This window comes from Pantoea sp. Tr-811 (assembly GCF_011752535.1).
Classification (GTDB): Bacteria; Pseudomonadota; Gammaproteobacteria; order Pseudomonadales; family Pseudomonadaceae; genus Aquipseudomonas.
The window spans coordinates 1-24142 of the sequence record NZ_VWXJ01000017.1 but is presented as its reverse complement, the minus strand read 5'-3'; the positions used below and the strand labels follow the sequence as shown (position 1 = coordinate 24142).

The window sequence follows — 24142 nt, the reverse complement described above, 5'->3', positions numbered from 1 at the left end:
CCTGAGAAAGCCCGGCACAACCGCCGGGCTTTTTCTTGGCTGACAACAGCCACGCCCTGGGGCATTCTGTACGCCTTCGTTTCACCCCCGTACAATGCGGGGCTATTTCAACGTCTTAGGCAATCGACACGGCTAACCATGCGCACCAGTCAATATTTGCTCGCCACCCAGAAAGAAACCCCTGCCGACGCAGTGGTCATCAGCCACCAGCTCATGCTGCGCGCCGGCATGATCCGCAAACTGGCTTCCGGCCTGTACACCTGGCTGCCGATGGGCCTGCGGGTAATGCGCAAGGTCGAGAACGTGGTGCGTGAGGAAATGAACGCCGCCGGCGCCCTGGAAGTGCTGATGCCGAGCATCCAGCCCGCCGAACTGTGGCAGGAATCCGGCCGCTGGGAGCAGTACGGCCCTGAGCTGCTGCGCCTGAAGGACCGCCACCAGCGTGACTTCTGCGTTGGCCCGACCCACGAGGAAGTCATCACCGACCTGGCCCGTAACGAGCTGTCCAGCTATAAACAGCTGCCGCTCAACATGTACCAGATCCAGACCAAGTTCCGTGACGAGATCCGCCCACGCTTCGGCCTGATGCGCGGCCGCGAATTCATCATGAAGGATGCCTACTCCTTCCATGCCGACCAGGCTTCCCTGCAGGAAACCTACGACCGCATGCACCAGGCATACAGCAACGTATTCACCCGCCTGGGCCTGGACTTCCGCCCAGTGCAGGCCGACACCGGCTCGATTGGCGGTAGCTACTCGCACGAATTCCACGTGCTGGCCGAGTCCGGCGAAGACGACGTGATCTTCAGCGACAGCTCCGATTACGCCGCCAACATCGAGAAAGCCGAAGCCATCCCACGTGAAACCGTGCGCCCTGCCCCTACCGAGGAGCTGCGCCTGGTCGACACCCCGAATGCCAAGACCATCGCCCAGCTGGTGGAAAACCACGGCCTGGCGATTGAAAAAACCGTCAAGACCCTGATCGTGCGCGGCGCCGAAGAAGGCAAACTGGTGGCGCTGGTGGTCCGTGGCGACCACGAGCTGAACGAAATCAAGGCAACCAAGCTGGAGCAGGTCGCCGACCCGCTGGTGATGGCCACCGACGCCGAACTGCGCGACGCCATTGGCGCCGGCGCAGGCTCCCTGGGCCCGATGAACTTGCCGCTGGAAGTGGTGATCGACCGTTCGGTCGCCCTGATGAGCGACTTCGGCATCGGCGCCAACATCGACGACAAGCACTACTTCGGCGTGAACTGGGAGCGTGACCTGCCGGTTCCTCAGGTCGCCGACATCCGTAACGTCGTCGAAGGCGACCCAAGCCCGGACGGCCAGGGCACCCTGGTGATCAAGCGCGGCATCGAAGTCGGCCACATCTTCCAGCTCGGCACCAAGTACAGCGAAGCGCTGAAGTGCCAGGTACTGGGCGAGAACGGCAAGCCGGTCGTCCTGTCCATGGGTTGCTACGGCATTGGCGTGTCCCGCGTGGTGGCTGCCGCCATCGAGCAGAGCTACGACGACAAAGGCATCATCTGGAACGACGCCCTGGCGCCCTTCCAGATCGCCCTGGTGCCGCTGCGCTATGAAACCGAGGTGGTTCGCGAGGCCACCGACAAGCTCTACGCCGAACTGACCGCCGCTGGCTTCGAAGTGCTGCTGGACGACCGCGACAAGAAGACCAGCCCCGGCATCAAGTTCGCCGACATGGAGCTGATCGGCATTCCACACCGCATCGTCGTCAGCGACCGCGGCCTGGCCGACGGCAACCTGGAGTACAAGCACCGCACCGAGCAGGACGCCCAGGCGTTGCCGCTCAATGAAGTGCTGACCTTCCTTAAGGCCCGCGTTCGTCGCTGATAACCAATGCCCGAGTGATCATGTCCAAGCGAAGTACCTTTACCCTGGGGGGCACCGCACTGTGCGGCGCCCTGCTCGTCAGCGGTTGCGCCAACCAGATGTCCCAACGCAGCGACCATGAGGAGCGCGTCGAGCGCAAGCTGCTCGAACACACCCTGCAGATCGATGTCGGCGAGCCGAAGGTGATGGAGCTTCCGCAGCGGCGTGTGCGCATTCATGAGCAGAAGCGTTTCGAGGTTACCGAGTACGAGGTCACGCGCCGCTACGACCGCTACACGCCTTACCAACCCTGGCGGGAAATCTATGAGATTCCGCTGGGCGCGGTGGCTGTGGTGGCAGGCATCGGCGCCAACGTGGTCAACGTATTTGCCTTGGGCAACCTGCCAGACAGCGTGACCCACGACTGGCTCAGCTATGGCCTGGACGGGCTCAACCCGTTCATGAACGCGCCGTCCAATGGCCGTGCCCAGCAGAACCTGGCGGGCATCAGCGAAGTGCAGAAGGACAAGCGTGAAGAATTCACCAGCCTGCCCTGGAACGAGCGGTTGGTCGAAGTGAAAGCGGGCAAGCTGACCCACGAACTGACCACCGACAAGAATGGCGTGTTGCGCCTGAACCTGTTGGACAGCCCGTTCTCCGAGCAGCACCTGAACAACGTGGGCACCTTGCACTTGCAGGTGGTCGACGAAGACAACGGCGTGCGTGGCGATGCCAGCCTGCTGGTCAGCGCTACCCTGCGCAACAAGCTGCGCGAAGCCCATGAGCTGATCTTCGATGACCTTGAAGATGACGATGTCGGCCAGTGGGTGCACCGGGTCAAGCGCCTTTCGGAGCTGGGCCTGGAAGAGGAAGCCAGTGAAATGGAGCAGAGCCTGGTGGAGCTGACCCGCAACGACCCGGAACTGCAACAGGAGTTTCTCAAGGCACTGACCAAGGCCACTGGCCGCTTGGTGGCCGACCCAGGGGCGCTGTAAGGTCAACGAAAGGGGCTGCTTTGCAGCCCATCGCAGGCAAGCCTGCTCCTACAAGATGCTGAACCTGTAGGAGCAGGCTTGCCTGCGATGGGCCGCCAAGCGGCCCCTTTTCATTGCGCCGGAAACAGCTCCAACTGCTCGTGCGCACCCCGCAGGTCGCGCAACCTCACCCCCACCCCCAGCAAGCGCACCGGTTTGCCTCCCCGGGCGAACGCCTGGCGCAGCAGCTGTTTATAGCTTTCCAGGTCCCTGCCGGCCCCGGCTTGCTCCAGGGTGGTCTGGCTGAAGTCATGGAACTTGACCTTGACGAACGGTTTATCAGGTCGGTAACTGCTGTCCATCCGCTCGATCCGCTCATTCAGGCTGGCCAGCAGCTCAGGCAGACGCTCAAGGCAACTGGCCAGGTCTGGCAGGTCGGTATCGTAGGTGTTTTCAACACTGACCGACTGACGGCGGCTGTCATTGTGCACCACGCGCTCATCGATGCCCCGCGCCAGCCCCCACAAACGCTCGCCGAAACTGCCGAACTCACGCGCCAGCGCCAGCCGCGACCAATCGCGCAGGTCCAGGCAGGTGTTTATTCCCAAGCGGTTCAGCTTGTCTGCCGTCACCTTGCCAACGCCATGCAACTTGGCCACCGGCAAGGCCGCCACGAAGGTTTCCACCTGGCCTGGCGTGATCACGAACAGGCCGTTGGGTTTACGCCAGTCACTGGCAATCTTGGCCAGGAACTTGTTAGGCGCAACCCCCGCTGAAACGGTGATATGCAAGGTACGCGCAACCCGCCTGCGGATATCTTCGGCGATGCGCGTGGCGCTGCCGGCATACCACTGGCTGTCGGTGACATCCAGGTAGGCTTCGTCGAGGGACAACGGTTCGATCAGCTCGGTGTAGTCGCGGAAGATCGCATGAATCTCCCGGGAGGCTTCACGGTAGGCGTCGAAACGCGGCTTGACGATTTCCAGGTCCGGGCACAGCTTGAGCGCATGGTGCGACGACATTGCCGAACGCACCCCGTAGGCGCGCGCTTCATAATTACAGGTGGCAATCACCCCACGGCGGTCGGGCGACCCGCCCACGGCCATGGGCCTGCCCGCCAGGCGTGGGTCATCGCGCATCTCGATCGCGGCGTAAAAGCAATCGCAGTCGATGTGGATGATCTTGCGCACGGACATGGATGACGGCCACCACTGTAAATTCATACAGATAGTAGCGCATGCCCAAGCAGCAGAAACAGCCCACTTCGACAATCGGCCTGAAACGCCCGCCCCAGCTGAGCCGCGGCCCGGTTACAGGCACGTAAGGGTTTGAACAAAAACGGTTTTTTTAAGATAACTGTTGACACCTCGGGGAAAATCCGTAGAATTCGATCTCACAGGCGCGGGATGGAGCAGCCTGGTAGCTCGTCGGGCTCATAACCCGAAGGTCGTCGGTTCAAATCCGGCTCCCGCAACCAGATTCGAGAAAAAGGCCACTGTTAACGCAGTGGCCTTTTTTCTTATGCGCGGATTTTCTCTCGCCTGAAAAAATCGCGACAAATCAATGACTAGCGCTTGACACGAAGTGTTTAAGCTGTAGAATTCGATTCCACAGGCGCGGGATGGAGCAGCCTGGTAGCTCGTCGGGCTCATAACCCGAAGGTCGTCGGTTCAAATCCGGCTCCCGCAACCAGATTCATGAAAAAGGCCACTGTCGATACAGTGGCCTTTTTTATTGCCTGCAATTCCATGTAGGAGCGGGCTTGACCCGCGAACACCGGCGCAGCCGGTGCCTCCCATCGCGGCGCTTGCTTCGCGGGGCAAGCCCGCCCCTACAAAGGATGGCGGCGCGCCTACGTGCAATGTTCCCTGCGCGACAGCGCAGCCCGCAGGGCTGGGTTATCTCCTACAGAACGCGATTTTCAGCACCTTGAAAGATTTCCCTTGACCCGTTCACATGAAGCTGTAGAATGCGCCCCTCTGACGCGGGATGGAGCAGCCTGGTAGCTCGTCGGGCTCATAACCCGAAGGTCGTCGGTTCAAATCCGGCTCCCGCAACCATATTCGTCAGAACAAACCCCGCCTGCCTCACAGCAGCGCGGGGTTTGTTGCATTTCGTCGCCTGAAAAACCTTTACACTCCCGTGAACCCTCCGTTTTGAGGGGTGTAACCTGAGAATGAACTATCTTTAACGCTGCCGGACGACTGAAAGTAACGTTGCCCGGAGTACTATCTGGATACGTTTTCCAAAGGGACTTTCACTTGGCCGCAGCTCTCCCCCTCCTCGCGCAGCACGCTCGAGGCATTTCATGACTTCCCATAATCCAGAACCCCAAGTGCCGCTTGCCTCGGCACTGCCCACGGCTGCCCAGCGCCTGCCCTGGCTGGAGCGCCTGAGCCGCTACCGCCAGCCGATCAGCCTTGGGGTCACGCTGCTGCTGTTTGCCCTGGCGCTGATTGCCTGCCGCCACCTGCTGAGTGAACTGGACATCTATGCACTGCACGATGCGATGCTCGATGTCCCCGCCCATTCGTTGATCGGCGCGGTGCTGGCGACCATCGTCGGCTTCGTGATCTTGCTGGGCTACGAGTGGTCGGCCAGCCGCTATGCAGCGGTCAAGCTGCCGGCGAAAACCCTGGTGATGGGAGGCTTCAGCGCCTTCGCCATCGGCAACGCCATTGGCCTGTCGATGCTATCGGGCGGCTCGGTGCGCTACCGCTTGTATGCCCGCCAGGGCCTGGGTGCCGCCGAAGTGGCGCGCATGACCGTGTTCGCCAGCCTTTCGCTTGGCTGTGCATTGCCGCCGCTGGCCGCCCTTGCCACCCTGAGCGACCTGCATTCCGCTGCCACGGCCCTGCGCCTGCCGGTAGGCCTGCTGGCAAGCATTGCCGTTGCCGTTCTGGCCATCACAGCGGTTCTGGTGGCCGGCCTGTATCGGCGCCGCCTGCCGGAGCAACCCCTGGCCGACAACCTGCTGGTACAGCTGGGCCGACGCACCTTGCGCCTGCCCGGCGGCCGCCTGGCGGCACTGCAACTGCTGATTACCGCACTGGACGTGGCGGCCGCCGCCACCGTGCTCTACCTGCTGCTGCCAGAAGCGCCGCCGTTCGGCGCCTTCGTGCTGGTCTACCTGCTGGCCCTGGCCGCGGGCGTGCTCAGCCACGTGCCCGGCGGCGTGGGGGTATTCGAAGCGATTCTTCTGGCCGCCTTCGCCGACCAGCTGGGCGCAGCCCCACTGGCCGCCGCCCTGCTGCTGTACCGGCTGATCTACGTGGTGCTGCCCTTGCTGCTGGCCTGTGTACTGCTGCTGGCCAACGAAGCGCGGCGCCTGCTGTTCGCCCAGCAAGCGATCAAGGCAGCATCCGGCCTTGGCGCGCCGATCCTGGCCATTCTGGTATTCCTCTCGGGCGTGGTGCTGCTGTTCTCCGGCGCCACCCCGGAAATCGACACGCGCCTGGAACACATGGGTTTCCTGGTACCGCACCGGCTGATCGACGCCTCGCACTTTGGCGCCAGCCTGATCGGCGTGCTCTGCCTGTTGCTGGCCCAGGGCCTGCGCCGTCGCCTGTCGGCTGCCTGGCTGCTGACCACCGTCTTGCTGCTGGTTGGCGCGCTGTTGTCGATTCTCAAAGGCTTCGACTGGGAAGAAGCCAGCCTGCTGACCATGACCGCTGCCCTGCTGGCGGTGTTCCGTCGTTCGTTCTACCGCCCGAGCCGGTTGCTGGAGCTACCGTTCTCGCCGGTATACCTGGTGGCCAGCGCCTGTGTAGTCGGCGCCTCGGTGTGGCTGTTGCTGTTCGCCTACCAGGACGTGCCCTACACCCACAAGCTATGGTGGCAGTTCACCCTCGACGCCGACGCCCCACGCGGCCTGCGCGCCGCCCTGGGCAGCGCGGTGCTGCTGGTGATCGTCGCCCTGACCTGGCTGCTGCGCACTGCCCGCCCGGTCATTCACCTGCCCGACGACGCCGAACTGCAGCGCGCCAACCGCATCCTGCTGGCCTCCGACCAGCCCGACGGCGGCCTGGCCCTGACTGGCGACAAGGCGTTGCTGTTCCACCCCAGCGACAATGCTTTCCTCATGTATGCACGCCGTGGCCGCAGCCTGGTGGCGCTGTACGACCCGATCGGCCCGGCCCAGGAACGCGCCGAGATGATCTGGCAGTTCCGCGACCTGTGCGACCTGTACCACGCCCGCCCGGTGTTCTACCAGGTGCGTGCGGAGAACCTGCCGTTCTACATGGACATCGGCCTGACCGCCCTGAAGCTTGGCGAGGAGGCGCGGGTCGACCTGCGCCGCTTCGACCTCGAAGCCAAGGGCAAGGAAATGAAGGACCTGCGCTACACCTGGAACCGCGGCGGCCGGGACGGCCTGAACCTGGAAATCCACGAGCCTGGCCAGGCGCCTTTGGCCGAGCTCAAGGAAATTTCCGACGCCTGGCTCGGCGGCAAGAACGTGCGCGAGAAAGGCTTCTCGCTGGGGCGCTTCAGCCCCGAATACCTGCAGCACTTCCGTATCGCCCTGATTCGTTTCCAGGGCCGGCCGGTGGCCTTCGCCAACCTGCTGGAAACCCACAGCAACGAACTGGCCAGCCTCGACCTGATGCGCGCTCACCCCGAGGCGCCGAAGCTGACCATGGAATTCATGATGATCGGCTTGATCCTGCATTACAAAAGCCATGACTACGGCCGCTTCAGCCTGGGCATGGTACCGCTCTCCGGCCTGCAGCCCCGGCGTGGCGCACCCTTGACCCAGCGCCTGGGGTCGATGGTGTTCCGCCGCGGTGAGCAGCTTTACAACTTCCAGGGCCTGCGGCGCTTCAAGGACAAGTTCCAGCCGGACTGGGAACCTCGTTACATGGCCGTGCCGGCCGGGCTCGACCCGCTGGTGGCACTGGCCGACACTGCCGCCCTGATCGCTGGCGGCCTGACTGGATTGGTGAAACGTTGATGATCCGACGCTATTGGCTGTACGTACTGATACCTCTGCTGCTGGCCGCCCTGGCCGGTGCTGCGGCCTTCTGGCTGTGGACCCGCCCTGCCCCCGAGGCGCGCCTGGAGCAGCTGACCCTCAATGACAGCAGCATCACCCGCGTGACCCCTGGCGTACACGCCAAGGCCCGGGTCGCCATCGGCGTCCCCCAGGACCAAGCCCTGACCGACAAGCAACTGCTGGACCTGAGCCAGGCCGGCGAAGCGCAACTGGTTCAGGTGATCCTGCCGCCCAATGACTGCGCCAAGCAACAACAGGCGATGGACCAGGCGCTGACCCAACTGTCCGACAAACCGACCCTGGTCGCCGGTATCGGCCCAGGTGCGGCCCAGGCCTGGCGCTGGCTGGCCACCCAGAGCGACGACAAGGCCCGGGCGATTTCGGTGGACTTCAGCCTGGAACAGCCTGGTTGCAAGGAAACCCTGCCCAAATCGGCAGCCCACGGCCACTGGAACGTGGCCTGGAACGACAACCCGGATGACGCCAGCGCAGCCTTCGTGCGCGACCAGGCCAACGCCGAAACCAGCATCAGCGACTACGACATCCACCTGCCCCAGGTGCTCAAGGCGCAGTTGACCCAAGCCCTGGTCGGCCGTGACGGCAATGCCCTGGCCATTCCCGTGGTGGAAGTGCCGGCCGGCCAAACCACCGATACCGTCACCCTGTTCCTCTCCGGTGACGGCGGCTGGCGCGACCTGGACCGCGACGTGGCCGGTGAAATGGCCAAGCTCGGCTACCCAGTGGTCGGCATCGACACCCTGCGCTACTACTGGCAGCACAAGACCCCGGAGCAAAGCGCCGCCGACCTGTCGGAACTGATGCAGCACTACCGTCAGAAGTGGGGCACCAAGCGCTTCGTGCTGACCGGCTACTCGTTCGGCGCCGACGTGCTGCCGGCCATCTACAACCGCCTGCCGGCCGAAGACCAGCAACGTATCGACGCAGTCGTGCTGCTGGCCTTCGCCCGCAGCGGCAGCTTCGAGATCGAGGTTGAGGGCTGGTTGGGCAAGGAAGGCCAGGAAGCACCTACCGGGCCGGAAATGGCCAGGCTGCCGGCGTCGAAGGTGGTATGCGTGTATGGCGTGGAAGAAACCGACGAGAGCGGCTGCACCGACAAGACTGCCGTGGGCGAGCGGATGAAGCTGCCAGGTGGCCACCACTTCGACGAGAACTACCCGGCGCTGGCCAAGCGCCTGATCGACGAGATCGAGACTCGCCAGGGCAAGTCCAGCGTGGCTGAACAGAACTGATCGTTCTCAGGGCCTGATCGCGAGCTGCGCTCGCTCCTACCAGGGGTCGTCAGCCTCATCCCGTGTAGGAGCGAGCAACGCTCGCGATGCGCCGCACCCGCGGCGCCCCCTTCCTTCAGATTTCCACCTGCGTCCCCAATTCGATCACCCGATTCAACGGCAGGTTGAAGAACCGCAGGTTGCCGTTGGCATTCTTCAGCAGGAACGCGAACAGGTTCCCGCGCCAGCGCGACATCCCTTCCAGACGCGAGGCGATCACCGTTTCCCGGCTAAGGAAATAGGTGGTGCGCATCGGGCTGAAATCCAACTCGTCCAGGTGGCACAGGCGCAGGGCCGCTGGCACGTCCGGCTCGTCCATGAAGCCAAAGTGCAGCAACACCCGGAAGAACCCATCACCATAGGCTTCCACTTCAAACCGCTCCTGCTCCGGCACCCGTGGGCGGTCTTCACTGACCACCGTCAGCAACACCACCTGGCTGTGCAGCACCTGGTTGTGCAGCATGTTGTGCAGCAGCGCATGGGGCACCGCATCGGCGCGCGCAGTCAGAAACACCGCAGTGCCTTCGACCCGGTGCGGCGGCTGCACGCGGATGCTGCTGATGAACACCGGCAGCGGCAGCCCGCCTTCATCGATACGCTCGACCAGTATCTGCTTGCCACGCTTCCAGGTACTCATCAGCAGGTACAGCACAGCGCCCGCCAGCACCGGGAACGCACCGCCCTGAACGATCTTCGGCACGTTGGCCGCGAAGAACAGCCCGTCCACCAGCAAGAAGCCGACCAGCAGCGGCACCGCCAGCAATGGCGGCCATTTCCACAACAGCAACATCACCGCCGATACCAGGATGGTGGTCATCAGCATGGTGCCGGTCACCGCCACACCGTAGGCCGCCGCCAGCGCGCCGGACGACTCGAAGCCGATCACCAGCAGCACCACGCCGACCATCAGCGTCCAGTTCACTGCACCGATGTAGATCTGCCCTTGCTCGTCGCTGGAGGTGTGCTGAATCTGCATCCGTGGAATGTAGCCAAGCTGGATGGCCTGGCGAGTCAGGGAAAAGGCACCCGAGATCACCGCCTGCGAGGCGATCACCGTGGCCATGGTCGCCAGCCCCACCATCGGCAGCAGCGCCCAGCTCGGCGCCAGCAGGTAGAACGGGTTGCGCGCAGCCTCCGGGTTCTGCAGCAGGATCGCGCCCTGGCCGAAGTAGTTGAGCACCAAGGCCGGCAGCACCAGGGCGAACCAGGCACGGGCGATCGGCTTGCGGCCGAAATGGCCCATGTCGGCGTACAGCGCCTCGGCGCCCGTCAGGGCCAGCACCACCGCACCGAGCACGGCGACGCCGATACCGGGGTGAACGATGAAGAAATTCACCGCCCAGATCGGGTTGAAGGCCTTGAGCACTTCCGGGCTCTGGCTGATGCCGTGCACGCCGAGCGCCGCCAGCGCCAGGAACCAGGTCACCATGATCGGGCCGAACAGCTTGCCGATTTTCTCGGTGCCGTGCTTTTGCACCACGAACAGCGCCACCAGCACCACCAGCGAAATCGGCACCACCCAGTGGTCGATGCCGTCGAACGCCAGCCCCATGCCCTCCACTGCCGACAATACCGACACTGCCGGGGTAATCATGCTGTCGCCGTAGAACAGCGAGGCGCCGATCAGGCCGCAGATCACCATCAGCGTGCGCAACCGCGGATAAGCCGCAGTGGCCCGCCGCGCCAGGGCGGTCAGCGCCATGGTGCCGCCCTCGCCCTGGTTGTCGGCGCGCAGGATGAACATCACGTACTTGAACGACACCACCCACAGCAGCGACCAGAGGATCAGCGACAAGATGCCGAGTACGCCGTCATGGTTGACCGGCACCCCGTAGCCGCCGGTGAACACTTCCTTGAGGGTATACAAGGGGCTGGTGCCGATATCGCCGTACACCACCCCGACCGCTGCCACCAGCAACCCCAACGAGCGTGCCGCACCGTGCTTGCCCGCGTGCCCACCCTCGGCATGACTGCTTGCCTGAACCATCGACCACTCCCGCAAACGGCCTTGAAGACCGGTAGAATTCACCTCGACGCCAGGGCCCGGCAAAGCCCCCGGCGCAATGGCGCGAAGCATAGCGCAGCGTTCGTCGCTTTTCTGCTGGTCAAGCGACCTTCTGCTCGCTAGAATTGCGCACTTTTTGATCAGAGGCGCCGTTAGCGCCCGTCAAGATCGCCCCCGGTACTGGCAGGGCGAACTGTATTCAATACCGAGGTTAGTCATGTCCACCACTCCCGCCACCCCCAAGGTTGGTTTCGTCAGCCTGGGTTGCCCGAAAGCCCTGGTCGATTCCGAGCGCATCCTGACCCAGCTGCGCATGGAAGGCTATGAAGTCGTGCCCACCTACGAGGACGCCGACGTGGTGGTGGTCAACACCTGCGGCTTCATCGACAGCGCCAAGGCCGAGTCGCTGGAAGTGATCGGCGAAGCGATAAAGGAAAACGGCAAGGTCATCGTCACCGGCTGCATGGGTGTCGAGGAAGGCAGCATCCGTGACGTGCACCCCAGCGTGCTGTCGGTCACCGGCCCACAGCAGTACGAGCAGGTGGTCAATGCCGTGCACGAGGTGGTGCCACCGCGTCAGGACCACAACCCGCTGATCGACCTGGTGCCGCCACAGGGCGTCAAGCTGACCCCGCGCCACTACGCCTACCTGAAGATTTCCGAAGGCTGCAACCACAGCTGCAGTTTCTGCATCATCCCGTCGATGCGCGGCAAGCTGGTCAGCCGCCCGGTCGGCGAAGTGCTGAGCGAGGCCGAGCGCCTGGTCAAGGCTGGCGTCAAGGAGATCCTGGTGATTTCCCAGGACACCAGCGCCTACGGCGTCGACGTCAAGTACAAGACCGACTTCTGGAACGGCCGCCCGGTCAAGACCCGCATGCTTGAACTGTGCGAGGCCCTGAGCAGCCTGGGCGCCTGGGTGCGCCTGCACTATGTGTACCCGTACCCGAACGTCGACGACGTGATTCCGCTGATGGCCGCCGGCAAGATCCTGCCGTACCTGGACATTCCGTTCCAGCACGCCAGCCCCAAGGTACTCAAGTCGATGAAGCGCCCGGCCTTCGAAGACCGCACCCTGGCGCGCATCAAGAACTGGCGCGAGCAATGCCCTGAGCTGGTGATCCGTTCGACCTTCATCGTCGGCTTCCCGGGCGAAACCGAGGAAGACTTCCAGTACCTGCTGGACTGGCTGACCGAAGCCCAGCTGGACCGCGTGGGCTGCTTCCAGTATTCGCCGGTAGAAGGCGCCCCGGCCAACGACCTGGGCCTAGATGAAGTGCCGGACGACGTCAAGCAAGACCGCTGGGACCGCTTCATGGCCCACCAGCAGGCCATCAGCGCCGCCCGCCTGCAGCAGCGCATCGGCAAGGAAATCGAAGTGCTGATCGACGAAGTGGAAGAACAGGGCTCGGTGGGCCGCAGCTTCTTCGACGCGCCCGAGATCGACGGCAGCGTGTTCATCGATGGCAACCATGGCTTCAAGCCTGGCGACAAAGTCCGTTGCCGCGTCGTCGACGCCGACGAATACGACATGTGGGCCGAGCCTATCTAAGGCATTTCCGCCGCCTGGTAGGAGCGAGCGCCAGCTCGCGATGCGCCGCACCCGCGGCGCTCGCTCCCCAGGCAACAAAAATCCCGCCGCACGACCTGCTTTTGCATCTATGTTTTCTCCATGCCCCTGGAGAATTCAAGCCATGCACACGGCGCCGACCCTGCAAACCCCACGTTTGAGCGACTACCCGGCGCTGGTGCAGGTGTGGGAAGACTCGGTGCGCGCAACCCACGACTTCCTCCCCGACGCGTACATCCTGCTGCTGCGCGAAAAGGTGCTGCGCCACTACCTGGACGCGGTGATGCTGGTGTGCTGCAAGCAACGCGGGCAGATTTGCGGTTTCGCCGGGGTGGCCAACGGGTGCGTGCACATGCTGTTCGTCGCGCCCGCCTGGCGTGGCCACGGCGTCGGCAAGCGCCTGCTGCAGCATGCGGTGGCCGAACTGAACGCCGAGCGCCTGGACGTCAACGAACAGAACCCGCAAGCCCTGGGCTTCTACTTGCACGAAGGCTTCGAAGTGATCGGCCGCTCGGAAACCGATGGCCTGGGCCAGCCTTATCCCCTGCTGCATATGCGGCTGCGTCGCAACCTGCCGTAGTGCGTGTGCCAAAATGGCGCATTTGACACAGATTCCCATCATCAAGCGGTAACGGGCAGGTACAATGGAGGTCTTTCCCTGCCTTGCGAATTGCCCCATGTCCGAACCCGTCCGCCTGTCCAAACGCCTGATCGAGCAACTCGGCTGTTCTCGCCGGGAGGCCGAGCTGTACATCGAAGGGGGCTGGGTCACGGTCGATGGCGTGGTCATCGAGCAGCCGCAGTTCAAGGTAGACGGCCAGCGTGTCGAGCTGTTGCCAGGGGCGCGCGCCGAAGCCCTTGACCCGGTGACCTTGCTGCTGAACCAACCGGCCAATGTCGACAGCGAAAGCGCCCGCGCCAGCATGACCATGGGCACCCTCAGCGAGGCCCACCGCGAAGGCGTGCGCCCACTGCACGGGCACTTTGCCCGGCTGACCTGCCTGGCACCGCTTGAGCGGGGCGCCACCGGCCTGCAAGTATTCACCCAGGACTGGCGGGTGACCCGCAAGATCGACGCCGACCTGCGCCGCATGGAGCAGGAGTACATCATCGAAGTGCGCGGTGAAACCACGCCCCAGGCGCTGGAACGCCTGGCGCGCGGGGCCACGCGCAATGATCGGGAGCTGCCCAAGGCCAAGGCCAGCTGGCAGAACGAAACCCACCTGCGCCTGGCCCTGAAAAACCCGCAACCGGGGCACATCAGCGAATTGTGCGCCTACCTGCGCCTGGAAGTGCTGGGCATGCGTCGCATTCGCCTGGGTGGCGTGTCGATGGGCAAGCTGCCCGTAGGGCAATGGCGCTACCTGGCAGCTACCGAACGTTTCTAAGCAATACGCCACGCCAGGGGCGTGGCTACTGAACAGGATTTTGCAGCAATGAACCACAACGATGTCCTGCGCAGCCTGCGCTACATGCTCAAGGTGAACGACGCCAAGATGGCCGAAATCATCGCGCTGTCCGGCCTCGACGTTAACCCGATCGTGCTCGCCACCTACCTGAAGAAGGAAGACGAGGCCGGTTTCGTGCGCTGCCCGGAGCGGGTCATGGCGCATTTTCTCGACGGCCTGGTGATCCACCGCCGTGGCAAGGACGACAGCCGCGCGCCGCAGCCGGTAGAACTGCCGGTGACCAACAACACCATCCTGAAAAAACTTCGGGTAGCGTTCGAGCTCAAGGAAGACGACCTGCACACAGTGCTCAAGTCGGTGAACTTCCCGGTGTCCAAGCCTGAACTCAGCGCCCTGTTCCGCAAGGTCGGGCACGACAACTACCGCCCCTGCGGCGACCAGTTGCTGCGTAACTTCCTCAAGGGCCTGACCTTGCGCGTGCGCGGCTGAGTGGCCATGCAGCATACGGTTGCCCCGGTCGGCATCGTTCGCTCCTGCTTCAAGGAGAAATTCGCCATCCCGCGCCAGCCACAGCTGGCGCCGGCTGCGCGCGGCGTGCTGGAACTGCTGCCGCCCTTCGACCAAGGTGACGCCGTGGCCGGGCTGGAGCAGGTCAGCCATGTCTGGCTGTTGTTCCTGTTCCACCAGGCATTGGAGGACAAACCCCGCCTGAAGGTGCGCCCGCCGCGCCTGGGCGGCAACAAGAGCATGGGCGTGTTCGCCACCCGCGCCACCCACCGCCCCAATGGCATCGGCCAGTCGGTGGTACGCCTGGAGGGTGTGGAGCCTGGGCGCCTGCTGCTGTCGGGCATCGACCTGCTCGACGGCACGCCGGTACTGGATATCAAACCCTACGTGCCCTATGCCGACAGCATTGCCGGGGCAAGCAACCTGATGGCCAGCGATGCACCCGAGGCGATTGCGGTGCAGTGGAGCGATACCGCCCTGCCCCAGGCCCGCGAGCATGGGCTGCGCCTGGCCGAACCACTGGTTGAGCTGATCGAGCAGTGCCTGGCCCAGGACCCGCGCCCGGCCTACCAGGTGCCGCCGGCGGAGCGGGTGTATGGGGTGAAGTTCTGGGATGTGCAGGTCAGATGGCATTACCCGCAGCCGGACCAGATCCGGGTGCTGGAGGTGGTGAAGGACGCCTGAACCTGCCTGGCTGTCGGCGCTGGGAACATTGCCCGCAAACGCGCCGCCAACCTCTGTAGGAGCGGGCTTGCCCCGCGAACACCGGCAGAGCCGGTGCCATGCACCGCGCCGCCTGCTTCGCGGGGCAAGCCCGCTCCTACAGGGCTCTCCGTGAAATCAGATATTGGCAAAAAAAAACGCAGACCCAGGTCTGCGTTTTTTGTATGCCGCCGTTCGCCTTACTTCTCGACGAAGGCACGCTCGATCAGGTAGTCACCCGGCTCGCGCATGCGGGCAGAAACCTTCAGGCCGAAGCTGTCGAGCACTTCGCTGGTTTCGTCGAGCATGCTTGGGCTGCCGCAGATCATCGCGCGGTCGTCCTGCGGGTTGATCGGTGGCAGGCCGATGTCGCTGAACAGCTTGCCGCTGCGCATCAGGTCGGTCAGGCGGCCCTGGTTTTCGAACGGTTCGCGGGTCACGGTTGGGTAGTAGATCAGCTTGTCACGTACCGCTTCACCGAAGAACTCGTTCTGTGGCAGGTGCTCGGTGATGAATTCGCGGTACGCCACTTCGTTGACGTAGCGCACGCCGTGAACCAGGATCACCTTTTCGAAGCGCTCGTAGGTTTCCGGGTCCTGGATGACGCTCATGAACGGCGCCAGGCCAGTGCCGGTGCTCAGCAGGTACAGGTGCTTGCCCGGGTTCAGGTCGTCGAGGACCAGGGTGCCGGTAGGCTTCTTGCTGATGATGATCTCGTCGCCTTCCTTCAGGTGCTGCAGCTGCGAGGTCAGCGGGCCATCAGGGACCTTGATGCTGAAGAACTCCAGGTGCTCTTCCCAGTTCGGCGACGCAATGGAATAGGCGCGCATGAGCGGACGGCCGCTTTCCTGTTGCAGGCCGATCATCACGAACTGACCGTTCTCGAAGCGCAGGCCCGGGTCGCGGGTGCACTTGAAGCTGAACAGGGTGTCATTCCAGTGATGCACACTGAGGACACGTTCGTGGTTCATGTTGCTCATCGATGGGGCTCCTGAAGAAAAACGCAGCGCGCAAAACGCGCAGTTGCGCGATAGTTTAGGGGCAGCGAGAATATCTGTTAACTGAATTATCAAGATATGTGTTATCGGTTATATCGATATGCGATTTACACTGCGTCAACTCCAGGTATTCGTCGCCGTCGCCCAACACCAAAGCGTGTCCCGGGCCGCCAGCCTGCTTGCGCTTTCGCAATCGGCCGCGAGCACCTCCATTACCGAACTTGAGCGGCAATCGAGCTGCCAGCTGTTCGACCGTGCGGGCAAGCGCCTGGCGCTCAACGCCCTGGGCCACCAGCTGTTGCCCCAAGCCGTGGCGCTGCTCGACCAGGCCAAGGAAATCGAAGACCTGCTCAACGGCAAGTCCGGTTTCGGCTCGCTGGCGGTAGGTGCCACGCTGACCATCGGCAACTACCTGGCGACCCTGCTGATCGGCAGCTTCATGCAGGTGCACCCGGAAAGCCAGGTGAAGCTGCACGTGCAGAACACAGCGCATATCGTGCACCAGGTGGCGCAGTATGAAATTGATCTGGGTCTGATCGAGGGCGATTGCAACCACCCTGACCTGGAGGTGCAGCCCTGGGTCGAGGACGAACTGGTGGTGTTCTGCGCACCGCAACATCCGTTGGCCAAGGCGGGCCGGGCGGACATCGAAAGCCTTTCGCAGGAAGCCTGGATCCTGCGGGAACAGGGCTCGGGCACCCGCCTAACCTTCGACCAGGCCATGCGCCATCACCGTACCAACCTGAATATTCGCCTGGAACTGGAGCACACCGAAGCGATCAAGCGTGCCGTGGAATCAGGCCTGGGCATTGGCTGCATTTCCCGCCTGGCCCTGCGCGATGCCTTTCGCCGTGGCAGCCTGGTGCCGGTGGAAACTCCGGAGCTGGACCTGATGCGCCAGTTCTACTTCATCTGGCACAAGCAGAAGTACCAGACATCGGCCATGCGGGAATTTCTCGAGTTGTGCCGCAATTTCACTGCGGGCTTCACCCGCAGTGACGAGATCGTGTTGCCACCGATCGCTTAAAGCAGGATCACGCCCCACACCAGCGCAACCATGGTCAGTGCCACCAACTGCGCGGCGCTGCCCATGTCCTTGGCGTTCTTCGACAATGGGTGACGCTCCAGGGAAATGCGGTCGATGGCCGCCTCGACCGCCGAGTTGAACAGCTCGACAATCAGGCCCAGTAGGCACACGGCGATCATGATCGCCTTCTCGGCCCGGCTGACCGGCAGCCACAGGGCGATTGGAATCAGCAATACGTTGAGCAGCACCAGCTGGCGGAAGGCCGCCTCGCCCTTGAAGGCAGCGCGCAGGCCATCCAGCGAATAGCCGGCGGCATTGAAGATGCGTTTGAGGCCGGTCTGGCCCTTGAATGGCGATGGCGTCATGTGAGTCACTTCACAACAGAAAGGCCAGCAGACTAGTCTGGCCTGGGTCAAAAAAGCGTGAATTGGCAGGTGCTTAGCTGCTGGCAACCGATTCAAGTTGTTGCAGCAGCAACGCTGCTTGGGTGCGGGTACGCACCCCCAGCTTGCGGAAGATTGCAGTCACGTGGGCCTTGATGGTCGCTTCCGACACACTCAGCTCGTAGGCGATCTGCTTGTTCAGCAGGCCTTCGCAGACCATGGTCAGCACCCGGAACTGCTGCGGGGTCAGGCTGGCCAAGCCTTCACTGGCCGCCTTGGCTTCCGCCGACACATCAACTTTCTCGAACGCCTGCGGCGGCCACCAGACCTCACCGTCGAGCACCTTGCGCACGGCATCCTGGATCACTTCCAGGCCACTGGACTTGGGAATGAAGCCGCTGGCACCGAACTCGCGGGACTTCACCACCACCGCCGCCTCCTCCTGGGCCGACACCATCACCACCGGGATCTGCGGGTACTGGCCACGCAACAGCACCAGCCCCGAGAAGCCGTAGGCCCCCGGCATGTTCAGGTCGAGCAGGACCAGGTCCCAGTCGGCCTTTTCGCTCAGGCGGGTTTCCAGTTCGGCGATGCTCGCCACTTCAACCAGGCGCACGTCCGCGCCCAGGCCGAGGGTAACGGCCTGGCGCAGCGCGCTACGAAACAGCGGGTGGTCATCGGCTATCAGGATTTCGTATGTGGCCATCGATCTATGGATCCTGTTCTGTGCCAGGCGCCTGGGGGTAGAGGGAGCGCCCGGCGGGGAATCGGCGCCAAGGATGCCGAGCACGGCCAGGGGTGGTCAAGCCAACTGCCCCGCCGCCTCGCCCACCCTGGCTGCCAGCCCCGTCATTATGAACCAAAGTGGGGCTTGTGCCCCTTGGACTATAGGAAGGTATGCAAGCGCTGGTGGGTATCGTCCTGATCGTCCAGGGGCAGGCGCCGCTTGCCGCTGAGGTAATGCAGGCTGAATACATCCAGGTAGGCATCCAGGGCCTGCGAAGCCTGGCTGTCGCCTGCCAGGTCCAGGCACATGGCGGCGACTTCCGCGGTGCAGAAGTGGTCGTCGCGCTTGGAGCGGCGCAGGCGGTAGCGCGACATCTGCTCGGCTTGCAGGCTCAACACCGGGAAGCGGTCCAGGTAGGGGCTTTTGCGGAACATCTTGCGCGCTTCGGTCCAGGTGGCATCGAGCAGGATGAACAGCGGGCGCTTGCCCGGCACGCGCACCACTTCGCTGACCACCCGCTGCGGGGCGACGAACTCGCCCGGGAAGACGATGTAGGGCTGCCACTGCGGGTCGTCGAGCAGCGCCAGCAGGCGCTCGTCTACCGACGTTCGCAGCCAGCCAAAGGCCGAGGTGTCGTCGATCAGGTCGGCGATCAGCCAGCCGGTGTTGGTCGGCTTCAGTGGCTCGGTGTCATGCATGAGCAGGCACACGCCGGAATCGGCCTGCACCTTGGGCTTCCAGGCACACAGGCAGTGGGTGGCGATGACCCGGCAATCCGGGCAACGCTCGGCTCGCGAGCCTCGGGCGATGAAGGGTTTGTTGCTGCGCGCCAGGCGTTCGGCACGCAGGCGCGCTACCGCATGGCTCATGGCAGCAGGCCTTGGCTGGAAAGGGGAACAGGCACAGGGACGACTCGGTGAAAACAAAGCGACAGTCTACCAGAGCAGGCGCCATTTGGCCGTGCAGCGCTGGCGGCTGGTCCTTTATAATCGTGGCCTTTGGCGGCCCGGTAAGCCTGCGGGCTGATGGAACGCCGCCCACCGGCGCAGGTCCAAGTGCCAGTCATCGAACCAGGAGAGATTCATGCTGCGTCTTATCGTCCCGACCCTGAGCCTGTTGCTCGCCTTGCCATTGGCTGCCCAGGCGGCTTCCAAGCAGGAGTACGAGCTGAACACGATGCTGCAGAAGGTTGCCAAGGAAAGCAGCGTCGGTACCCCGCGGGCCATCAACGAGGACATCCTCGACCAGGGCTACACCGTCGAGGGCAAGGCGTTGGTCAACCATTTGAGCGTGCGGGCCGAACATGCCGCGCGCATGCAGGAAAACCCTGAGCAGGTACGCAGCCAGCTGGGCGACAGCGTGTGCCGCAACAACGGCTACCGCAACCTGATGTCCAAGGGCGCGGTCATGGTTTATCGCTTCACCGTGTACAAGACCAACCAACCGGTCATGGACCAGGCCTTCGATTCCGCCAGCTGCACGGCCGGCAACAAGAAGCGCAAGTGATCAGCTGACCCGTTCGCCCTCCGCGCGCCACGGTTCCTCGTCGGCGCGCATTTCCGCCAGTAGCGCCTGCACGTAGCGCGACTGGCATTCAAGCGTTGCCAGCCGGCGCCTGCATTCGGCCTCCAGGGTTACATGGTGAAGCTGGGCAGCATTTTCCAGCAGTTGATAGAGCTGCCCATCCACCTCGATGACCAAGCGATGCATGGCCTCACCTCGCGCATCGACACGTTTCGCTTTCCCAGTTAACCAAACCCTCGCCGCCAGTGGCCATGCGCCGACGAGTGGCCGTTGCGATCCCCACGGCACGATCGTGCGCGAGGGTCTAGATTGATAGCGAAGCGCCGTAAAACAACGAGATGGATAATCACCCTGCACCACGGCCTTGAAGGCCTACTGCAATGCCCGAGGCGCACACTCGGGCCACAGCAGCCAGCGGCACACGCAGTGCCGCGGCCGGGCCATGCCATCGGCCCGGTCAGAGGTTTTGCTGCAGAAGGAGACGTTGAATGCCTTACCAAACGAATGAACAGCTGTTCAATCACTTCAGGGAACATGGCATCGACCTGAGCCACATTGACCAGCAACTGCAACTGGTGGCGCCACACAGCGCCAACCTGCCGCTGTACCGCGACATGATGCTGACCGTGCTGCGCATGGCCTTTGATGACAGCGACCGCTGGAGCGCCAAGATCACCCTGCAGGCCCTGCGTGAACTGGACCACGCATTCCGCACCCTGCAAGGCTACCGCGGGCGGCGCAAGGTCACCGTGTTCGGCTCGGCACGCACCCCGGTGGAACACCCCATGTACGCCCTGGCCCGCGAGCTTGGCGCCACCCTGGCCCGCTCCGAGTTGATGGTGATTACCGGCGCCGGCGGCGGCATCATGGCCGCTGCCCATGAAGGCGCAGGCAGCGACCACAGCCTGGGCTTCAACATCACCCTGCCCTTCGAGCAGCACGCCAATGCCACCGTGGGCGGCACCGACCGGTTGCTGCCGTTCCACTTTTTCTTCATCCGCAAGTTGTTCTTCGTCAAGGAAGCCGATGCGCTGGTGCTCTGCCCTGGGGGCTTCGGTACGCTGGATGAGGCACTGGAGGTGTTGACGCTGATCCAGACCGGCAAGAGCCCGTTGGTGCCCGTGGTTCTACTGGACTCGCCTGGCGGTACGTTCTGGCAGGATTGCCTGGATTTCATCAGCCGCCAGTTGGAAGAGAACCGCTACATCCTACCCAGCGACCTGAAGCTGCTGCGCCTGGTGCACAGTGCGGATGAAGCGGTGGAGGAGATCAACCAGTTCTACAGCAACTACCACTCCAGCCGCTGGCTGAAGAACCAGTTCGTGATTCGCATGCACCACCGGCTGAGTGAAGCGGCGCTGCATGACATCGATGAGGGCTTTGCCGATTTGCGCCTCAGTGGCCGCTATCACCAGCATGCCGACAGTGGTGCCGAGCACGAGGTGGGTAATTTCAGCCACCTGACACGGCTAACCTTTGCCTTCAATGGCCGCGACCAAGGGCGCCTGCGTGAACTGGTGGATTTCATCAACCTGCCTGAGAACTGGGCAAAGCCGGAGCCGATGCATACCACCCAGCGGGCGCGGGAGGCGCTGCGGGTCAATTGATAGCGGCGGCCTGCAACCCGCCTGTAGGAGCGGGCTTGACCCGCGAAGCAAGCACCGCGGTGCATGGCACCGGCTTCGCCGGTGTTCGCGGGGCAAGCCCGCTCCTACAAGGGATTGCGCAGCCCGTAGGGCAAGCAAGGTTAGTAATCGTCCAGGTCGCGGCCACTGAGCAAACGGCCGATCATGTCCATGGGGAACCCACGGTAGGCAAGGAATCGGGTTTGTTGGGCGCGGCTACGAGGGTCGTGCGGGCGTTGCCCGGCGAATTTGCGCTGCCAGGTATCCTGCAACAGCTCGGCCCAGTTCACTTCGCTTTCGCGCAGGGCCTGGTCGACATCGCCACGGTTCAACCCACGTTGGCCAAGCTCCTCGCGAATACGCGCGGGACCATAGCCAGCACTGGAGCGGTAGCGAATGAAGCTTTCGAGGTAACGGGCTTCGCTTAGTAGCCCTTCTTCGGCGAGCCGATCGAGCGCAGGCTCGATCAGCTCATCCGGAGCGCCACGCTGACGCAACTTGCGCGTCAGCTCGACGCGACCGTGCTCGCGACGCGCGAGCAGGTCCATGGCTGTCCGCCTGACGGCGACGGGGGTGTCGAGTACGGCGGACATACCAGCTGCAATCAATAACCGGCGTCGGCGTCTGCCATGTCGTCGGCATCGGCTTCGGCAGCAGCGGCTTTGCCAGCTTCAGCTACAGCACCGGCCTTGAGCAGCTTCTCGCGAATCTGCTTCTCGATTTCGGCACCAATGGCTGGGTTCTCATGCAGGTACTTGGCGGCGTTGGCCTTGCCCTGGCCGATCTTGTTGCCTTGGTAGGCATACCAGGCACCGGACTTCTCAACCAGGCCTTGGGACACACCCAGGTCGATGATCTCGCCGTTGCGGTAGATACCTTTGCCGTAGAGGATCTGGAACTCGGCCTGACGGAACGGTGGCGAAACCTTGTTCTTGACGATCTTGACGCGGGTTTCGCTGCCAACCACTTCGTCGCCTTCCTTGACCGCGCCGGTACGGCGGATGTCCAGGCGCACCGAGGCGTAGAACTTCAGCGCGTTACCACCGGTGGTGGTTTCCGGGCTGCCGAACATCACGCCGATCTTCATGCGGATCTGGTTGATGAAGATGACCAGGCAGTTGGCGTTCTTGATGTTACCGGTGATTTTGCGCAGGGCCTGGGACATCAGGCGGGCTTGCAGGCCGACGTGCATGTCGCCCATTTCGCCTTCGATTTCGGCCTTTGGCACCAGGGCCGCCACGGAGTCGACGATGATCACGTCTACCGCGTTGGAGCGCACCAGCATGTCGGTGATTTCCAGGGCCTGCTCGCCGGTGTCCGGCTGCGAGACCAGCAGGTCGTCGACGTTCACGCCCAGCTTGCCGGCGTATTCAGGGTCGAGGGCGTGCTCGGCGTCGACGAAGGCGCAGGTGGCGCCATTCTTCTGGGCTTCAGCGATGACCGACAGGGTCAGCGTGGTTTTACCCGAGGATTCCGGGCCGTAGATTTCGACGATACGGCCTTTTGGCAGGCCGCCGATGCCGAGGGCAATGTCCAGGCCCAGGGAGCCGGTGGAGATTGCCGGGATACCTTGGCGCTCATGGTCGCCCATGCGCATGACAGCGCCTTTGCCGAATTGGCGTTCGATCTGACCCAGGGCCGCAGCCAAGGCGCGCTTCTTGTTGTCGTCCATTGAAATCCTCACGTGTTCGACGTGGCCCTGACGGCCGGGGAATACCTGTATAAGTAGCCAGTATTATTCCACAGGCAAGCGCGTGAGCAAACCCCTGTCGTCGAATTACTCCGCGCCAAGCTGTAACAAGCCGTCTAACGCGGCGATCACCGTCTGTCGGCGCACCGCTTCGCGGTCGCCGTCGAAGTGCCGGCGCTCGCTGGTTACCTGGTTGCCATCGGCCCACGCCAGCCATACGGTGCCCACGGGCTTGGCGGGCGACCCGCCGTCGGGCCCGGCCACGCCGCTGACCGCCACGGCAAAGCGCGCGCCGCTGGCGGCCTGGGCTCCGCGGGCCATGGCTTCGACCACTTCCTGGCTCACCGCCCCGACCTCGGCGAACAGCGCCTGGGGCACGTTCAGCTGGCGGGTTTTCTGGGTGTTGGAATAGGTGACGTAACCGGCTTCGAACCAGGCGGAGCTGCCCGGGATACGGGTGATGGCCTCGGCGATGCCACCGCCGGTGCAGGATTCGGCGGTGGTCACCTGGGCATGGAAACGGCGCAGGTGTTCGCCCAGGCGGGTGGAGAGAACGGTGATGGGGTCCATGGGGCGTCCTTGGAGGCGTTGAACGGGATGGGGACACCGTAGCATTTTGTGGGAGGGGTGGGGTTTTCGGTGCGTGGGTTGGGGGTTGCGGCGTATGGGAGATGGGTATGACGTGAGGTTTTTGGCGCCTGGAGATGTATATGACGTGAGGTTTTCGGCGCCTATGAGATCGAGCGCCGCCCGCGCGGCGCTTCGCGAGCTGCGCTCGCTCCTACGTTTGTTTTTGGCCAGTAACGCCTGTGACAGGCGCGCGCGACCGCCTTGTTGGTACGACGCGATATTGCGCCATGCGCCAAGGCGTTCGCGCGCCAATCCCCCA

The 24142-nt window shown here is 63.5% G+C and carries 22 protein-coding genes and 3 tRNA genes; 15 read left to right on the top strand and 10 right to left on the bottom strand.

The window, feature by feature from the left end:
* Positions 1–138 precede the first annotated feature (138 nt).
* Positions 139–1854, top strand: coding sequence for a proline--tRNA ligase (locus F3J44_RS22340; RefSeq protein ID WP_167068986.1), 1716 nt, complete (start codon positions 139–141; stop codon positions 1852–1854).
* A 20-nt stretch (positions 1855–1874) separates the two neighbouring features.
* Positions 1875–2828, top strand: coding sequence for a hypothetical protein (locus tag F3J44_RS22335; protein WP_167276199.1), 954 nt, complete (start codon positions 1875–1877; stop codon positions 2826–2828).
* Positions 2829–2938: 110 nt separating this feature from the next.
* Here F3J44_RS22335 and dinB read toward each other — a convergent pair whose 3' ends face one another.
* A complete protein-coding gene (dinB, locus tag F3J44_RS22330; RefSeq protein WP_370526775.1) occupies positions 2939–3997 on the bottom strand; it encodes a DNA polymerase IV in 1059 nt (352 codons plus the stop codon).
* Positions 3998–4207: 210 nt separating this feature from the next.
* On the opposite strand from dinB, the gene F3J44_RS22325 reads away from it, so the two are divergent.
* The 5 genes from F3J44_RS22325 (at position 4208) to F3J44_RS22305 (ending at position 9050) form a co-directional block, all read left to right on the top strand.
* Positions 4208–4284 (top strand) — tRNA-Met (locus tag F3J44_RS22325).
* Between the two features lie 138 nt (positions 4285–4422).
* Positions 4423–4499, top strand: a tRNA-Met gene (locus F3J44_RS22320).
* Between the two features lie 291 nt (positions 4500–4790).
* Positions 4791–4867: transfer RNA gene (locus tag F3J44_RS22315), tRNA-Met, on the top strand.
* Between the two features lie 248 nt (positions 4868–5115).
* Positions 5116–7758, top strand: coding sequence for a bifunctional lysylphosphatidylglycerol flippase/synthetase MprF (gene mprF, locus F3J44_RS22310; protein ID WP_167276180.1), 2643 nt, complete (start codon positions 5116–5118; stop codon positions 7756–7758).
* Positions 7758–9050 (top strand): virulence factor family protein, encoded by a 1293-nt coding sequence (locus tag F3J44_RS22305; protein ID WP_167068998.1) that lies wholly within the window; start codon positions 7758–7760, stop codon positions 9048–9050. Before mprF ends, F3J44_RS22305 begins: the two co-directional genes overlap by 1 nt.
* 115 nt (positions 9051–9165) lie before the next feature.
* On the opposite strand, the gene F3J44_RS22300 is transcribed toward F3J44_RS22305, so the two are convergent.
* On the bottom strand, positions 9166–11076 hold the full coding sequence (locus F3J44_RS22300) for a potassium transporter Kup (protein WP_167276145.1): 1911 nt from the start codon (positions 11074–11076) through the stop codon (positions 9166–9168).
* Between the two features lie 235 nt (positions 11077–11311).
* Between F3J44_RS22300 and rimO the strand changes: the two genes are divergently transcribed.
* The 5 genes from rimO (at position 11312) to tsaA (ending at position 15261) form a co-directional block, all read left to right on the top strand.
* On the top strand, positions 11312–12643 hold the full coding sequence (gene rimO, locus F3J44_RS22295; protein ID WP_167069004.1) for a 30S ribosomal protein S12 methylthiotransferase RimO: 1332 nt from the start codon (positions 11312–11314) through the stop codon (positions 12641–12643).
* Between the two features lie 142 nt (positions 12644–12785).
* Positions 12786–13241, top strand: coding sequence for a GNAT family N-acetyltransferase (locus tag F3J44_RS22290; RefSeq protein WP_167276143.1), 456 nt, complete (start codon positions 12786–12788; stop codon positions 13239–13241).
* A gap of 97 nt (positions 13242–13338) precedes the next feature.
* Positions 13339–14049: an rRNA pseudouridine synthase gene (locus tag F3J44_RS22285; protein WP_167069010.1), complete on the top strand. Its 711-nt coding sequence runs from the start codon at positions 13339–13341 to the stop codon at positions 14047–14049.
* Positions 14050–14097: 48 nt separating this feature from the next.
* Positions 14098–14559, top strand: a complete 462-nt coding sequence (locus F3J44_RS22280) for a DUF1456 family protein (protein ID WP_167069013.1) — start codon at positions 14098–14100, stop codon at positions 14557–14559.
* Positions 14560–14565: 6 nt separating this feature from the next.
* Positions 14566–15261 carry a tRNA (N6-threonylcarbamoyladenosine(37)-N6)-methyltransferase TrmO gene (gene tsaA / locus F3J44_RS22275; RefSeq protein ID WP_167069017.1) on the top strand — a complete coding sequence of 232 codons (696 nt, stop codon included), beginning with the start codon at positions 14566–14568 and terminating at the stop codon, positions 15259–15261.
* Between the two features lie 218 nt (positions 15262–15479).
* Here the strand turns inward: tsaA and fpr are convergent, their stop codons facing one another.
* The gene (gene fpr / locus F3J44_RS22270; RefSeq protein ID WP_167069020.1) at positions 15480–16259 is read right to left on the bottom strand and encodes a ferredoxin-NADP reductase; all 780 of its coding nucleotides are present in this window, start codon (positions 16257–16259) and stop codon (positions 15480–15482) included.
* Positions 16260–16377: 118 nt separating this feature from the next.
* On the opposite strand from fpr, the gene finR reads away from it, so the two are divergent.
* Positions 16378–17304, top strand: coding sequence for a LysR family transcriptional regulator FinR (finR, locus tag F3J44_RS22265; protein ID WP_167276140.1), 927 nt, complete (start codon positions 16378–16380; stop codon positions 17302–17304).
* On the opposite strand, the gene F3J44_RS22260 is transcribed toward finR, so the two are convergent.
* The 3 genes from F3J44_RS22260 to F3J44_RS22250 all read right to left on the bottom strand — a co-directional run bounded on the left by F3J44_RS22260 (position 17301) and on the right by F3J44_RS22250 (position 19283).
* Positions 17301–17669 carry a diacylglycerol kinase gene (locus F3J44_RS22260; protein WP_167069026.1) on the bottom strand — a complete coding sequence of 123 codons (369 nt, stop codon included), beginning with the start codon at positions 17667–17669 and terminating at the stop codon, positions 17301–17303. The two genes, finR and F3J44_RS22260, sit on opposite strands and share 4 nt — an antisense overlap.
* 73 nt (positions 17670–17742) lie before the next feature.
* Positions 17743–18393 carry a response regulator transcription factor ErdR gene (erdR, locus tag F3J44_RS22255; protein WP_152956425.1) on the bottom strand — a complete coding sequence of 217 codons (651 nt, stop codon included), beginning with the start codon at positions 18391–18393 and terminating at the stop codon, positions 17743–17745.
* A gap of 179 nt (positions 18394–18572) precedes the next feature.
* Entirely contained in the window at positions 18573–19283 is a 711-nt protein-coding gene (locus F3J44_RS22250; RefSeq protein ID WP_167069029.1) for a tRNA-uridine aminocarboxypropyltransferase, read from the bottom strand.
* Between the two features lie 214 nt (positions 19284–19497).
* Here F3J44_RS22250 and F3J44_RS22245 point away from each other — a divergent pair, with 214 nt between their 5' ends.
* Positions 19498–19920, top strand: coding sequence for a quorum-sensing-regulated virulence factor family protein (locus tag F3J44_RS22245; RefSeq protein WP_167069032.1), 423 nt, complete (start codon positions 19498–19500; stop codon positions 19918–19920).
* On the opposite strand, the gene F3J44_RS22240 is transcribed toward F3J44_RS22245, so the two are convergent.
* Positions 19921–20124: a hypothetical protein gene (locus F3J44_RS22240; RefSeq protein WP_167069036.1), complete on the bottom strand. Its 204-nt coding sequence runs from the start codon at positions 20122–20124 to the stop codon at positions 19921–19923. It abuts the gene before it with no gap.
* Between the two features lie 302 nt (positions 20125–20426).
* Between F3J44_RS22240 and F3J44_RS22235 the strand changes: the two genes are divergently transcribed.
* Positions 20427–21545 carry an LOG family protein gene (locus tag F3J44_RS22235; protein ID WP_167069039.1) on the top strand — a complete coding sequence of 373 codons (1119 nt, stop codon included), beginning with the start codon at positions 20427–20429 and terminating at the stop codon, positions 21543–21545.
* A gap of 140 nt (positions 21546–21685) precedes the next feature.
* Here the strand turns inward: F3J44_RS22235 and recX are convergent, their stop codons facing one another.
* The 3 genes from recX to F3J44_RS22220 form a co-directional block, all read right to left on the bottom strand.
* The gene (recX, locus tag F3J44_RS22230) at positions 21686–22156 is read right to left on the bottom strand and encodes a recombination regulator RecX (protein WP_167069042.1); all 471 of its coding nucleotides are present in this window, start codon (positions 22154–22156) and stop codon (positions 21686–21688) included.
* 11 nt (positions 22157–22167) lie between these two features.
* A complete protein-coding gene (gene recA / locus F3J44_RS22225; RefSeq protein WP_167069045.1) occupies positions 22168–23235 on the bottom strand; it encodes a recombinase RecA in 1068 nt (355 codons plus the stop codon).
* A 105-nt stretch (positions 23236–23340) separates the two neighbouring features.
* Positions 23341–23823 (bottom strand): CinA family protein, encoded by a 483-nt coding sequence (locus F3J44_RS22220; protein ID WP_167069048.1) that lies wholly within the window; start codon positions 23821–23823, stop codon positions 23341–23343.
* Positions 23824–24142 lie beyond the last annotated feature (319 nt).

Bases quoted from the DNA above. Each gene is read 5' to 3' on its own strand.
- F3J44_RS22285 (WP_167069010.1), top strand. From the start codon at position 13,339: ATGTCCGAACCCGTCCGCCTGTCCAAACGCCTGATCGAGCAACTCGGC.
- mprF (WP_167276180.1), top strand. From the start codon at position 5,116: ATGACTTCCCATAATCCAGAACCCCAAGTGCCGCTTGCCTCGGCACTG.
- F3J44_RS22305 (WP_167068998.1), top strand. From the start codon at position 7,758: ATGATCCGACGCTATTGGCTGTACGTACTGATACCTCTGCTGCTGGCC.
- erdR (WP_152956425.1), bottom strand. From the start codon at position 18,393: ATGGCCACATACGAAATCCTGATAGCCGATGACCACCCGCTGTTTCGT.
- F3J44_RS22250 (WP_167069029.1), bottom strand. From the start codon at position 19,283: ATGAGCCATGCGGTAGCGCGCCTGCGTGCCGAACGCCTGGCGCGCAGC.
- F3J44_RS22335 (WP_167276199.1), top strand. From the start codon at position 1,875: ATGTCCAAGCGAAGTACCTTTACCCTGGGGGGCACCGCACTGTGCGGC.
- F3J44_RS22260 (WP_167069026.1), bottom strand. From the start codon at position 17,669: ATGACGCCATCGCCATTCAAGGGCCAGACCGGCCTCAAACGCATCTTC.
- F3J44_RS22235 (WP_167069039.1), top strand. From the start codon at position 20,427: ATGCCTTACCAAACGAATGAACAGCTGTTCAATCACTTCAGGGAACAT.
- F3J44_RS22245 (WP_167069032.1), top strand. From the start codon at position 19,498: ATGCTGCGTCTTATCGTCCCGACCCTGAGCCTGTTGCTCGCCTTGCCA.
- finR (WP_167276140.1), top strand. From the start codon at position 16,378: ATGCGATTTACACTGCGTCAACTCCAGGTATTCGTCGCCGTCGCCCAA.
- rimO (WP_167069004.1), top strand. From the start codon at position 11,312: ATGTCCACCACTCCCGCCACCCCCAAGGTTGGTTTCGTCAGCCTGGGT.
- F3J44_RS22240 (WP_167069036.1), bottom strand. From the start codon at position 20,124: ATGCATCGCTTGGTCATCGAGGTGGATGGGCAGCTCTATCAACTGCTG.
- tsaA (WP_167069017.1), top strand. From the start codon at position 14,566: ATGCAGCATACGGTTGCCCCGGTCGGCATCGTTCGCTCCTGCTTCAAG.
- F3J44_RS22280 (WP_167069013.1), top strand. From the start codon at position 14,098: ATGAACCACAACGATGTCCTGCGCAGCCTGCGCTACATGCTCAAGGTG.
- F3J44_RS22300 (WP_167276145.1), bottom strand. From the start codon at position 11,076: ATGGTTCAGGCAAGCAGTCATGCCGAGGGTGGGCACGCGGGCAAGCAC.
- F3J44_RS22340 (WP_167068986.1), top strand. From the start codon at position 139: ATGCGCACCAGTCAATATTTGCTCGCCACCCAGAAAGAAACCCCTGCC.
- F3J44_RS22290 (WP_167276143.1), top strand. From the start codon at position 12,786: ATGCACACGGCGCCGACCCTGCAAACCCCACGTTTGAGCGACTACCCG.
- recX (WP_167069042.1), bottom strand. From the start codon at position 22,156: ATGTCCGCCGTACTCGACACCCCCGTCGCCGTCAGGCGGACAGCCATG.
- F3J44_RS22220 (WP_167069048.1), bottom strand. From the start codon at position 23,823: ATGGACCCCATCACCGTTCTCTCCACCCGCCTGGGCGAACACCTGCGC.
- recA (WP_167069045.1), bottom strand. From the start codon at position 23,235: ATGGACGACAACAAGAAGCGCGCCTTGGCTGCGGCCCTGGGTCAGATC.
- fpr (WP_167069020.1), bottom strand. From the start codon at position 16,259: ATGAGCAACATGAACCACGAACGTGTCCTCAGTGTGCATCACTGGAAT.